At 54.2% G+C, this 12,532-nt stretch carries 12 protein-coding genes, 1 tRNA gene and 1 pseudogene; 8 read left to right on the top strand and 6 right to left on the bottom strand.

Features of this window, described 5'->3' with window-relative positions:
• Positions 1-1,137: a DUF3095 domain-containing protein gene (locus tag DHN12_RS12950; RefSeq protein ID WP_108860582.1), complete on the top strand. Its 1,137-nt coding sequence runs from the start codon at positions 1-3 to the stop codon at positions 1,135-1,137.
• 10 nt (positions 1,138-1,147) lie between these two features.
• Here DHN12_RS12950 and DHN12_RS12955 read toward each other — a convergent pair whose 3' ends face one another.
• Both DHN12_RS12955 and DHN12_RS12960 read right to left on the bottom strand, forming a co-directional pair.
• Complete coding sequence (locus DHN12_RS12955; protein ID WP_108860583.1) at positions 1,148-1,918, bottom strand: aldolase/citrate lyase family protein; 771 nt, start codon at positions 1,916-1,918, stop codon at positions 1,148-1,150.
• 15 nt (positions 1,919-1,933) lie between these two features.
• A complete protein-coding gene (locus DHN12_RS12960) occupies positions 1,934-3,346 on the bottom strand; it encodes a pyridoxal-dependent decarboxylase (RefSeq protein WP_108860584.1) in 1,413 nt (470 codons plus the stop codon).
• A 240-nt stretch (positions 3,347-3,586) separates the two neighbouring features.
• On the opposite strand from DHN12_RS12960, the gene hpaR reads away from it, so the two are divergent.
• Positions 3,587-4,021: a homoprotocatechuate degradation operon regulator HpaR gene (gene hpaR, locus DHN12_RS12965; protein WP_108860585.1), complete on the top strand. Its 435-nt coding sequence runs from the start codon at positions 3,587-3,589 to the stop codon at positions 4,019-4,021.
• Positions 4,022-4,566: 545 nt separating this feature from the next.
• Entirely contained in the window at positions 4,567-5,199 is a 633-nt protein-coding gene (locus tag DHN12_RS12970; RefSeq protein WP_234416637.1) for a fumarylacetoacetate hydrolase family protein, read from the top strand.
• A gap of 9 nt (positions 5,200-5,208) precedes the next feature.
• On the opposite strand, the gene DHN12_RS12975 is transcribed toward DHN12_RS12970, so the two are convergent.
• Together DHN12_RS12975 and DHN12_RS12980 are read right to left on the bottom strand one after the other, a co-directional pair.
• Complete coding sequence (locus tag DHN12_RS12975) at positions 5,209-6,423, bottom strand: winged helix-turn-helix domain-containing protein (protein WP_108860586.1); 1,215 nt, start codon at positions 6,421-6,423, stop codon at positions 5,209-5,211.
• Positions 6,424-6,427: 4 nt separating this feature from the next.
• The gene (locus DHN12_RS12980; RefSeq protein ID WP_108860587.1) at positions 6,428-7,453 is read right to left on the bottom strand and encodes a LacI family DNA-binding transcriptional regulator; all 1,026 of its coding nucleotides are present in this window, start codon (positions 7,451-7,453) and stop codon (positions 6,428-6,430) included.
• 114 nt (positions 7,454-7,567) lie between these two features.
• Here DHN12_RS12980 and DHN12_RS12985 point away from each other — a divergent pair.
• The 5 genes from DHN12_RS12985 (at position 7,568) to DHN12_RS13005 (ending at position 10,651) form a co-directional block, all read left to right on the top strand.
• A tRNA-Arg gene (locus DHN12_RS12985) sits at positions 7,568-7,644 on the top strand.
• A gap of 265 nt (positions 7,645-7,909) precedes the next feature.
• Entirely contained in the window at positions 7,910-8,755 is an 846-nt protein-coding gene (locus tag DHN12_RS12990) for a hypothetical protein (protein WP_108860588.1), read from the top strand.
• Positions 8,756-8,774: 19 nt separating this feature from the next.
• The gene (locus DHN12_RS12995) at positions 8,775-9,215 is read left to right on the top strand and encodes a hypothetical protein (RefSeq protein ID WP_108860589.1); all 441 of its coding nucleotides are present in this window, start codon (positions 8,775-8,777) and stop codon (positions 9,213-9,215) included.
• A gap of 648 nt (positions 9,216-9,863) precedes the next feature.
• Complete coding sequence (locus tag DHN12_RS13000; protein ID WP_108860590.1) at positions 9,864-10,250, top strand: hypothetical protein; 387 nt, start codon at positions 9,864-9,866, stop codon at positions 10,248-10,250.
• Complete coding sequence (locus tag DHN12_RS13005) at positions 10,244-10,651, top strand: hypothetical protein (protein ID WP_108860591.1); 408 nt, start codon at positions 10,244-10,246, stop codon at positions 10,649-10,651. The genes DHN12_RS13000 and DHN12_RS13005 overlap by 7 nt, the downstream gene beginning before the upstream one ends.
• 102 nt (positions 10,652-10,753) lie before the next feature.
• Here the strand turns inward: DHN12_RS13005 and DHN12_RS13010 are convergent, their stop codons facing one another.
• Both DHN12_RS13010 and DHN12_RS13015 read right to left on the bottom strand, forming a co-directional pair.
• On the bottom strand, positions 10,754-11,614 hold the full coding sequence (locus DHN12_RS13010) for a class I SAM-dependent methyltransferase (RefSeq protein ID WP_108860592.1): 861 nt from the start codon (positions 11,612-11,614) through the stop codon (positions 10,754-10,756).
• A gap of 30 nt (positions 11,615-11,644) precedes the next feature.
• A pseudogene (locus tag DHN12_RS13015) lies at positions 11,645-12,424 on the bottom strand (IS5 family transposase).
• Between the last annotated feature and the right edge of the window lie 108 nt (positions 12,425-12,532).

The raw sequence follows: 12,532 nt of genomic DNA on the forward strand, positions 1-12,532 counted from the left end.
ATGAAAGACGCCCAGGCCGCGTTCTATGACAGTCTTCCCCTGTTGCGGGACTTTACCCGTTTGGTGGATCCGGCGCGTTTCTCTGCTGTTCCGGGCGATTGGGCGTTGGGCGTGGCAGATATCGTCGACTCCACCGGTGAGATCGCAAAAGGGCGATACAAGACGGTGAATATGGTCGGCGCGGCGGTGATCTCGGCCATGATCAACGCGCTCCACGGCAAGGAGTTTCCTTATGTTTTTGGCGGCGACGGAGCCGGATTCGCCGTGCCCGCAAGTGAGATCGACACCGCCAAAGCGGTATTGGCGGACCTCAGGCGCTGGGCGGAAGAAGAATTCTCGATCACGCTACGCGCGGCGTTGGTTCCGGTTGCCGAAATTCGTAAGGCAGGTAAGGACCTGCGGGTCGCGCGCTATGCGCCGTCGGATGGGGTGGATTACGCCATGTTCTCGGGTGGCGGGTTGGCTTGGGCCGAGGCGCAGATGAAGGCTGGTACCTTTACGGTGCCGCCTGCCAAACCTGGTGCACAGCCCGACCTAACCGGTTTGTCCTGCCGGTGGTCCAACAGCAAGGCACGCAATGGTCAGATCGTCTCGGTCGTGGTTCAGCCCACAGCAAATGCGACCGAGAGTGACTTTGCGGATTTGGCCCGCTCGGTTCTGTCAGCTTCGGAGGGGTTGGAGCGTTCGGGTCATCCAGTACCAGAAGATGGCCCGCCGATCAGCTGGCCCCCGCCGGATGTTGGCCTGGATGCCCGCGTATCACGAGCCGGGAACAATTTGTTGCTGCAGCGGATCAAATTGCTGGGCCAGAACTTTTTGATCGCCTTGTTGTTCACATCGGGCAAACGGTTGGGCAATTTCGAACCCGCGCACTACAAGCGCATGGTCAGCCGAAACGCCGATTACCGAAAATTCGATGATGGGCTGAAAATGACGCTGGATTGTGACGCTGCCACGTTGGCGCAAATCCGGATGATGCTTGAACAGGCACGCGGACAGGGCAAGATCCGCTATGGGTTGCATGCGCAAGACGAGGCAATGATGACCTGTATCGTCCCCTCGGCGACGCGCGACGATCATGTTCACTTTGTGGATGGGGCATCGGGTGGTTATGCGCAGGCCGCGGCCACCATGTAGGCCTGACGCGCTATTTCGCCTTCCATTTCGCCGCCAGCGCTCGGGATGCCTGCGCCAGCAACATCACATCAATGCCGACCGCAAGAAACTGTGCGCCCATTTCATAATAGGCTTGGCTGGCCTCGTCATTGGTGCCCAGAATGCCGGGCGCTTTGCCCGCGGCCCTGATCCTTGTAATGGCATCCGCAATGACAACGCGCACTTCGGGTGCTGCGCTGTTTCCCTGAAACCCCATGTCGGTGGACAGGTCTGCAGGGCCGATAAACACTCCGTCGACGCCGTTGACTTTCAGGATATCATCCAGAGCGTCCATCCCGGTGCGGTTTTCCACCTGAACCAAAAGGCAAATTTGATCGTCTGCAGATTGAATGTACTCGGGGATTGAGCCGTACATTGTCGCCCGGGCCGCACCGGCCCCAACGCCGCGCACACCTGATGGCGGATAGTGGCAGTCCCGAACCAACTGTCGCGCCTGATCGGCGGTCTCGACCATCGGTACCAGAACGGTTTGCGCCCCGGCATCCAGCACCATCTTGATCAAAGCGGTTTCGCCAACCGGAACCCGCACCACCGGATGCGAGGAGCTGGCAGCCAACGCAATAAGCTGATCACGGATTGATCGGATATCGTTCGGCGCGTGTTCACCATCAATGACCAGCCAGTCGAATCCGGCGGTGCCCATAATTTCGGCAGTGATGCATTCCGCAAAACTCATCCAGCAGCCTATCTGCCGATCACCCTGTATTAGAGCCTGTTTGAAGCTGTTTTTTGGGACTGGCATGGCCGGACCTCCTGTTTATGTCAGTGAGCGGGCGATTTCAGTTATGACGTCATAGGCTATTCGAACATCGTCTTCGGTGGTTTCGAACTGACCGGCCTGAAAACGGATCACCAGATCACCATCCACGCGGGTTTGCGTCAAATAGATGCGGCCGTCGTCATTGATGGCGTTCACCAAACGCAGGTTCAAATCGTCCAGATCTGTTTGGCCCCTGGGTGCATAGCGGAACGTCCAAAGCGACCACATGGGCTGGGTCACGATTTGGAAATCCGCCTCGGCGGCCAGTCGATCATGCAGCGCCACGGACCAGTTCACGTGATTACGCAGCCGCGCGCGCAGCCCTTCCAGCCCATAAGCCCGGATCACGAACCACAGTTTCAGCGCCCTGAACCGGCGACCCAGAGGCACCGACCATTCCGAATAGTTGATGATGCCATCCTTGCCGTGGGTCTTGAGGAATTCGGGGCTGATCGCCAGCGTCTGCACCAGATCATCGGGGTCTTTCAGAAAATGCGCGCAGCAATCAAATTGCACACCCAGCCATTTATGCGGGTTGAACACGATGCTGTCGGCCTGATCCACGCCGGGCCAGTAATGCCGGTACTCCGGGCAAATCATCGCCGATCCGGCCCAGGCCGCATCCACGTGGGAATAAAGCCCATAATTCTGAGCGATCTTCAGGCATTCATCCACCGGATCGGCGGCCCCGTTACTGGTTCCGCCAACACATAGTATGACGCCTGCCGGATGCAAACCAGAGTCTAAATCAGCCTGAATCGCTGCTTCCAGTGCTGCGGGATCCATCCCGCGCCAATCGCCCTTGATTGGGATACGCACCAAATTGTCCTGCCCGATCCCCGCAACCCAAATTGCGCGATCGACCGAGGTGTGAACTTCGGCCGAGCAATAAACGCGCAGGGGTTTTTGCCCGAACAGACCTTGTTGATTGCCCTGCCATACCAACGCTTTCTCCCGCATGGTTAGCACGGCAGCCAGAGTCGCGGACGAGGCGGAGTCCTGAATAACGCCAGCGAAGCCTTCAGGCAGATCCAGCGCGTGGCGCAACCAGTCCATCATCCGCGTTTCCATCTCGGTCGCGGCTGGTGAGGTCTGCCACAACATACATTGCGGTGCGATGGCGCTGGCCAGAAATTCGGCCAGAACCGAAGGGGCAGAGGCGTTTGAGTTGAAATAGGCAAAGAACCTTGGATGCTGCCAATGGGTGATCCCCGGCATCACGATCTGCTCGAAATCCCGGAACAAATCCTCCATGGGCTGTGCCTGCTCGGGTGGCCGCGCGGGCAGGGCGTTCAGGATATCCCCTGGCTCAGTCCGGGCGCGGACCGGTTTGTCACCTACAGTCAGATGGTAATCCTGCGTCCACTCAGCAATTCGTTTGCCCCAATCCGAAAACTCATCCCACTTCATCTTAACCCTCAGATTTCTGCCAACCCCGGGATCGGACCGGGACTTAGTTTCTTTGTGCGTCCAGTGATCGTCATTCTGAAGAAAACGTCAATATTAATTGCTTTGTTTACTAATTTTGAGATGCGGCTCGAAGCTGCGGTGTGCCTAAAAGGGTAGTATATTGCACGTTCAAGTTACTGATATCATAACTAAAATTCTTGGACAGTTGTAGTTTGATCCAATTTGGGCAAAAATTCCAATATGACCAGAGACCTGCCTAATACGTCCCGCTCATTGCCGATTGCACTGCTGCGGGCGCGCGAAAGGGTCATGGGGCCCATTCGAAATATGCTGGCTGATGCGGGTGTTACGGAACAGCAATGGCGCGTTCTGCGTGTTCTGAAAGAAGAAGGCCCTCAAGAGCCAACACATATAGCGGATCGATCGTGCCTTTTGCTGCCCAGTCTGACGCGCATTCTGCAAAAACTGGAAGCCAAGGATTTGATCCGGCGCCGGGTCCATCCCGAGGATAAGCGTCGTCAGATCATCGATATCACGGCCAAAGGCGAGAAGATCATCCAAGACAACATGCAGGTGACACTACGTTTGGCTGAAGATATCAAGACCCAGCTGGGCCCGGGTCGGCACGAAGCGCTGCTGGACTTACTGAACGATCTGCATGATCTGAAGACCTGATCGCACGTCGCGCATGCAAAGGCTTTTGTCCCCGCCAGAGAAGTATGGGTATCCTCCGGCGGGGTGGCCAGACTTTGACTGGACTGCGTGTCTGGCCCGCGGCCGGATGGATTTATCCGGCTCACACCTCAGAGAAACAGCCACCTGAAAATAAGCGGACATCCGGACGCAAAGACCGTGTGGGGGTACAGGTCTTTGGCCGTCGCTCTCTGATTCAGTTGCACTCGCCTACAGGCAAATCACCTGATCAGCGACGAGTGGATTTCGGATATCGCCAGGGAATGAGTGTCAAAACGATGGTGGCGTGATTCATGATACAACCAAAGGTAGCGCGCACCCAAGGCTTTCCAAGGCAAAACTTTGAATTGTGAACAGCCAGCCACGGGGCTAGTTCGCGTGATGGTGATGCCTGGCGCGAACCTGCATGGCTTGTTCAACTGGTCCCGCCAACTTAGAAACAAGCTGCAAGTTGCAGTTAGGGGGCTTTGATACCGGACAGCTTGTTTTCCTTACCCGACCCGATTTCGATCCCGGTTTAGGGTGAATTGTCGACCTATCCCGTTGGGCGCATTTTTTGTGTTGGCCGCAATTATGCGGCCCATGCGGAAGAAATGGGAAATGAGGTCGATCGTGAGGCGCCTTTCTACTTTACAAAATCTGCCCCGAACGCGGTTCGGTCGGGTGCAACCGTGCCTTATCCGCCGGGAACTGAGAATTTTCACCATGAGATGGAACTGGCGGTCGCGATCGGTAAACCCGTTTTCCGTGCGACGCGTGCCGATGCGTTGGATTCGGTATATGGCTATGGTTGTGCGCTGGACATGACGCGCCGTGACCTGCAAATCCGCGAACGGAATAAACAGCGCCCGTGGGATTTGGGCAAGGATCTGGAAAACGGCACTGTGTTGGCCGCTTTGACCCGCGCGGCAGATTGGTCCCCGGACGACAATAAACGCATCTATCTTAACGTGAACGGGGAAACGCGGCAGGACGCGACGCTGGAAGAGCTGATCTGGAAGATAGATGAGGTCATCTGCCATTTGTCCGGATATTATCACCTGCGGCCCGGTGATCTGATCCTGACTGGTACACCGGCTGGGGTCTGCCCGGTGTTGGCGGGCGATGTCCTGGAAGGCGGGATTGACGGGTTACAGTCTATCAGCCTGAGTCTGATCTGAAAAAAGACCCTATTTAGGGTCTTTTAACCAATCACGCGCGAATTCTATGTTGTCCAGCCCGGCAAATCGTCGGACTCGGTCGAGCTCTGACTGCAACCTTTTGGCTCTGGCATCTGACCAGCGCACGGATCGTTCCGGCCATAAGGCGCTGATTTGCAGCGCCCCGCAATCCCGGTTGGCTTTCATGTCAATCCGCCCGATCAATCGGTCGCCCTCAAGCAACGGGAACACATAGTAACCGTAAGTGCGCTTTGGGGCAGGTACAAAAACCTCGATGCGATAGTGAAAGCCGAACAACCGTTCGGCACGGTTACGGTCGCGCAGCATGGGATCAAATGGGCTAAGGACCCGAATGCGGCCTGGGGGACGGGGTGCAGCCTCTGCATCCTCGGAAATGGTTGGTCGGGCGATCACTTTGCGCAGTTTGCCGTCCGCGCAGGTCACCTCGATCTCTTCCAATTTTCCCTGAATTAGACCGTGTTCACACCAGGATTTTGCCTCGCTTGTCGTGACAGTGTCCCAAAACGCAGCCAATTCGCCTGAGGTTGCAAACCCCAACCGGTCAAGCGCCGCGTTGCACAGCCAATCCACTGTCTCCTCGGCATTACAGGGCATATTGCCCGGGCAAAGATGCGTTTCGATCACCCGTTCTGTCAGATCATAACGCTTTTGAAATCCTTGCCGCCCTATGACCGTCAGTGCGCCCGAGCGCCAAAGAAACTCCAGCGCCGTTTTTGACGGATGCCAGTCCCACCAGCCGCCGGATCCCTTTTTCTCGTCCTTGCCAACATCGGACGAAGAGACCGGCCCGTGATCCCGGATATGTTGCAGAACGGTAGCAAATCGCTGCTCGAACCCGTCACGGCGCCAGTTCTTCCATCGGGACTTCAGCAGATCCGCATCGCGTTGAAACCGCAAATGCCAATGCGGATAAAACGCCATCGGAATGACCGCGGCGTCATGGGTCCAGTGTTCAAACAGCGCCTTGTCACGTTCGTACAGTCGCTTAAGGCCGTTGGCCCGATAGGATGGGCGCCGCGAAAACAGGATCATGTCATGCGCGCGTGCAACGGTGTTGATGCTGTCCAATTGCACAAATCCAAGCCGATGGATCAGGTCCAGCAATTCCGCGCCTTTTGCGCCGCCCGATGGCGGCTCGGCCAATGCATGACGATCCATGAACAGTGCGCGAGCTGTTCGGTTGTCCAGCCGTTGCAGCGCCACGTGTTCAGCGCCGCTTTAGGGTGTCGCCAAAGCTGATCTTGGGGGTCAGGGTCACACGCGTGTCGACCTCGGCATTGGGATCAGCCAATTGCGCCGCGATGATCTCTGCGGCTGTGCGCCCGATTTCCAACCTGCAGGCGTCCATTGTGGCCAGCTTGCGCGGCAGACCCTGCAAAAGCTCAACGTTGTTGAACCCGGCCAGGCCGATCTGCCCCGGAACATCAATACCCTGATCCAGAAGATACAAAAGCCCACCTGCTCCGATCATGTCGTTGGAGTAGTAGAGGAAATCCAGATCGGGGGACCGTTCCAGCATAGTCTGGGTCATCTCACGCCCTTTTGCCAGAGCCGATCCACCAGAGTAGAATTCGCGATCCTCAATCTCGACCCCGTGTTTGCCCAGAACTTCGGTGAAGCCTTCGAATCGTTTGCGCGCCCTGTGATCCAGCGGCATTTTGGTGCCCATGAACCCGATATGCTCATAGCCAGCCTTCAGGATCGCCTGCGCCATTTCGCGCCCGGCACGACGATGAGAGATCCCGACCATCGCGTCCACCGGCTTGCCGTCTGTGTCCATGATTTCGACCACCGGAATACCAGCTGAATCCAGCATCGCCCGCGCGGCTTCCGTATGTTCCAGGCCGGCAATGATGACCCCGGATGGCCGCCACGAGAGCATCTCGTACAGCACTTTCTCTTCTTTTTCAGGCATATAGTCGGTGACGCCCACAACCGGTTGCAACTCAGTGTCTTCCAGAACCTGATTGATGCCCGTCAGAACCTCAGGGAAGACCATGTTCGACAGCGAGGGGATGATCACCGCCACCAAATTCACCCGGCTGGATGCCAATGCGCCCGCAATTTTGTTGGGCACATATCCCAGCTCTTTCGCGGCGGCTAAGACGCGGGTGCGCGTGGCGTCCGAAACATCGCCCCTGTTGCGCAGAACCCGACTGACCGTCATTTCCGACACTCCGGACGCTTCCGAAACATCACGAAGGGTAAGCGGGCGTTTGGTTTCTGTTGTCACTGAGGCACCTGCGATGTTGTTTTGCCCGATGGTAGCGTGAACAGCGCAAGTTTTACAACCGTCGCGCAAAGGCCATGACAAGGTTGAAAAACCGGGCTAAAAAGAGCGTTGCACGGCCCCGTGGCTCAACTGGATAGAGCAGCCCCCTCCTAAGGGGCAGGTTGTAGGTTCGAATCCTACCGGGGTCACCATAACCATCTATAATAATTAGAAAATCCTGTAAATTTCTGGTTTTGATCTCTTTTTCATAATGCTGATTTTCGACGACTTTTAGAAGAAAGTGGCACAAATTCGACACAAAACTTGGGGTATTATTTGCTTCATCCCAAAAGATAGTTAATTTTTTTACACCGCCGGAAAAACTGTCCGACAGATTTACGATGCTTTTCGTTGACTAATGCGACCACTGTCGGGCGATAGATTAGTATTGGAGGAGCTACTTTAGGAGTAAGATCAATGAACAACTTTCCTTCTTCGGACTTCTCCAAGTTGCTTGACCGAGTGATGTCACTCGCCCGGGAAAACTCGGAAATGCGCGAAAAAGAAAGGTCAGTATTACTTCTGATGGCTCATATTGCGCAGGGGCACTACACACCGGATCAACTAGTTGAGCACGTGCCGAAGCATCGTCGCAAAATTTTTCTTAAGAGCATTGCGCCCGGACTGGCCAACAGGTCCCGGTACTACCGGAACCGAGCGCTAGTGCTCACTTTTAGCCTACTAGGGGTGAATGAGGGACTAAATGCCGAGTTCATAGGTTATTCCAGATGGGCTGTAAGGAGGTTCGCTCGCCGGTTTTCGAACGGCGATCACGAGGGTCTGTTTGAACCTCGTAGGAAGCCCCGAAAATACGACGACAAAAAACTAAGAGATCAACTTTTTAAAACGCTTCACGAACCCCCAAGTGCTTACGGCATCAACAGAACCACTTGGAAAATCGATCTTTTGCACAGCGTTCTAAAAGCCAAGGGTACGCTAATAAACAAAAATGCAATGGGGCAAATATTCCGAGAGGAAGGCTACTCCCGATGTAGCACTCGAGAAATACTCACAAGCAACGACCCAAAATACCGCGAGAAGTTAATTAAGATCACCCGCACATTGAGGCGGCTTGGTCCCATGAACCGTTTCTTCTCGATTGACGAATACGGCCCAGTTTCTGTTCGCGAACGAGGTGGCCGGTGTTTGGTCAAACGCGGTACAAAACCTACCGTGCCTCAATATCAGGACTCGAAAGGTTTCTTGATTGTGACTGCTGCGTTGGAGTTGAGCAGCAATCAAATAACCCATTTTTTGCTCTAAGAAGAAGGATACAGAAGAAATGGTTAAGCTGCTGCACTTACTTCTTCAAGAGTATTTTGACTGTCGAAGGCTCTATCTCTCATGGGATGCCGCCTCATGGCATTCTTCGAAAAAATTCCTTGCTGAAGTGAAACGCGTTAATAAAGGTGAACACCGAAATACCTACCAGTCACCGATGATCAAATTGCGGCCGTTACCGGCGCGAGCGCAGTTCCTCAACGTTATTGAGTCGGTGTTCAGCGGACTTTCTCAGTCCGTAATACACAACAGCAATTACCAATCGGTTGAGGAAGCTAAGTCAGCGATCGACAGGTACATTTCGGAGAGGAACGCCTTCTTCAAATCAAACCCAAAGAAGGCTGGGAACAAAATTTGGGGCGAAGAACAAGTGCCTTCGTACTTCAGTGTTTCTCACAACTGCAAGGACCCCAGGTTTTCCGGCTTGGGATCGATCCGTTGACTCGCTACTGAAGTGCCAGCCGCTTTTTTCGTGCAATGCAATAAGAATTGGCATTTTGAGATTTGAGCAAATGAACGTGACTATGTTTTAGACTAAGAGAACAAACTGAGAACTATCGGGCGGCCAAGCGGAGTTAAGTTCGAAAAACGGCGAAATTCGTGGCACAAATTTGACACAAAAATCCAAAGATTCCTTTTAACTACATGAAATTAAATACAAAAAATCGGCAACATGTTCCTCTCCTAAGGGGCAGGTTGCAGGTTCGAATTCTGCCGGGGTCGCCAAAAACACAAACAAATACAAACACTTGCGGCTTTCGACATCGCCCATCACGCAGGATTTTGCGCCTTTGCACTGGAACATGTAAAGAACACCGGTACAAATCCCGCACAGTCCGGCCCGCCGGATAGAGAACTTTGGAGGCCTCAAATTTTGAAAAATCCGGGCTCGGCGGCGGCCGAAACCGGGATAAAATCTAAAGCAAAAGCCTCCAGCTTTCCTCGCGAATTTACCTCAAATTCCGTCGCGGAAGCAACCGGCAATCAAGGCGGTAAACTGCTGCCATGCGGTACGTAATGAGTGTACAGTTAAACCGAAAAGAACAAGGCGGCACCGCGAGAAAACCTAAAAGAAATGTGCACCAATCGAATGCATGTCGCTGTCAGTACACAAGTTCGCATTTGTGTATGTTCCGACAAGAACGGGCAGAAACAGGAAGGCGAACGCCCTAAACGCCGCGGCGATCCTGCTGGTGAGGTTCTCGGAGGCTTTGAGAACCCGCTCGGCAATGAATGCCCCGAGCCTGCCGCCCAAGAAAACGGCAAGAAAGGCGCTTGCAAAAACGCAATGATGCCCACGCCGCGCGCAGCCACACCATCGATAACAACGAGCGGCGGAAGAATGACAAACGGCAACATGCCGACCCAGAGCGGCCACTTTGACTCTTTGAGCTTCTTGAGGAAATTCATCAACATGAGGCTGTTTTGCAAACTCGAAGCTTCCTTTGTCATCCTCGATGAGGCGCGGCAGTGCTGATCAAGTTCTTCTCCAATTGCAAAGGCGCGGGTGCAAGGCCGGTTGGTAACCTCGTTGCCGAGCGCGTGCTGGCCTTTGACGGCGATCGCGACCTGAACCGCGATGCTGACAGCCAGCTCGTCACCGTCACTCGCGATCCGCTGTCCGAGGTCTTGCGCGGCAACCCAGAGCGCACCGAAGCCCTGTTCGACGCCAACCGCCACCAATGGACCTACCGCGCAAGCGTGATCAGTTTCGTAGACACCGACAAACCGACCGAGGATCAGCAGGCCGAGGTTATGGACCAGTTCGAGCGGCTCGCCTTTGCGGGGCAGGAACCCGAGCAATATGAGGTGCTCTGGGTTCGCAATCGCCACGAAGGCCCTGTCAACTGCACTTCTGTACGCCGCGCCTGGAGCTGACGACTGGCAAGATCTTCTGTCCGCCATCACGCGATATGGAACAAAAATGCACGTGAACAGAGAGAGAACTACTCTTCTTGTCAGTCCAACTATGCGTTAGATTTACTTTCGCCGCTTTCGCTGAAATATCCGTTCTGCCAGGGAACGGTGTGGCATCCGAAGTACAACGACATCCTGTCCGTCGACGGCGTCGTCAAAATATCCCGACCAACCGCCATTCAAATAAGCCTGCACCTCGAGCCCGGACGACTCCATGATGTCTCGCCAAACGTCGTTTCTAAAGGCAACTGCGCCGCGTGGCGATTCTGGCGAATTAATGCGGACTCCATCTTCGACCTCGTGTTCGAACGCAAGACGCCATGGTGTGAGATCCGTTTGGCGTGCTTTATTTAGAACGGCTGGCGTATATGTAAAACCGGTGGCGAAGACGAGGCCGCCGGGAGCCAGAATACGACGAAATTCACTAAGGTAGTGCTCGATTTCATTTTTAAACATGTGGGTAAAAACGGAAAACAAAAAAATCTTATCGATCGAGTTGTTTTTCGCCGGAAGCTTAATGTTCTCCGCAATCTGGCTACCTGTAGGGTTGTGCAGGTCGTCTGACACGTTCGAATGATGGAATGTAAATCTTGGATTCCGGGGCGCGACGTTAGTCTTTAGCCATTCGATTGACGGTGCGATAACATCTACCCCGGTATAACTTCCGGAGGTCAGGTATTCCCCCAATGGAATAGCATCGCGGCCAATTCCACAACCTAACTCCAACACCCGGTCCGAAGGCCCAAGTTCTATCCAATGACGTAGAAGTCTTTGATGATGATCGGCGATTGGCGGGAAGGTGTCAGGTCCTCCGCCCGTCATCTCGGCCAATTGGATGGGCACATCATAGCCGTGATAATCGAATGTCGGAGATTGGTCGACTGATGTTTCGCTATTACTTGGGTTACTGTCCATCTGTTTCATTCCAATGATAAATTTATCTAGGGTCAGGACTTATAGCCAGTAGATAACGAGAGCAACCAGTGTGATTGCTGATAGGAATACCTTCGGGTATCTGTCATATCGGCTTGCAACACGCCGCCAATCTTTCGGCCTACCGAACATGATCTCGATTTGGATTCGGCGTTTGTAGCAACGCTTGTCGTACTCTACTGGCTTCTTCCGTTGCATCCAACCAGAGATGCAAACACGTATCCCATTGTCTTTCAACTCTTCTCTGAAACAATCAGCGTCATAGCCACTGTCACCCAATCGTCAATCTACATCCGGCAGACCACTCAGCAATACTCGTGCGCCGATTTAATCGCTGACCCGACCGGCTGTGACAAAGAGGTTGAGCGGTCGGCCCTAGCTGTCGCAGATGGCGTGCAGCTTTGTGTTCATGCCGCCCTTGATCCGACCGATTAGGCGTCCACGTCCGCCCCTTTTTGCCACCAAACTGGTAGCCGTGCGATGTGCCTTGAAATGCGTGCGATGTGCCTTGAAATAGGTGGCGTCGATCATGACTGTCTTCTGCTCGCCGTGTTCGGCGGCAAGACCGGCCATCATACGGGCGAAGATACCCTTATCGCTTCACCGCGTCCAACGGTTGTACAATGTCTTGAGTGGACCATAGGTGGCGGGCGAATTGCGTCAGCGTAAGTCACTGCAATCTATGACTATAATCCCACTCAACACGCGTCGATCATCGACCCGAGGTTTGCCGTGCAATTTGGGAAAGAAGAACTCAAGGCGCGTCATTTGCGCATCCGTCGACCAGATGAGATCAGGCATATTCATCGCTCCGTTTCAAACCGTGAATCATGCTGACTGATGGAAATCAATGGGTCCTGACTGTAGGCTGGCATTCTTTATTTGACTTATTGCCGTACGTCAATGTTT

This window comes from Ruegeria sp. Alg231-54, from assembly GCF_900143525.1.
In the GTDB taxonomy this organism is placed as follows: domain Bacteria; phylum Pseudomonadota; class Alphaproteobacteria; order Rhodobacterales; family Rhodobacteraceae; genus Ruegeria.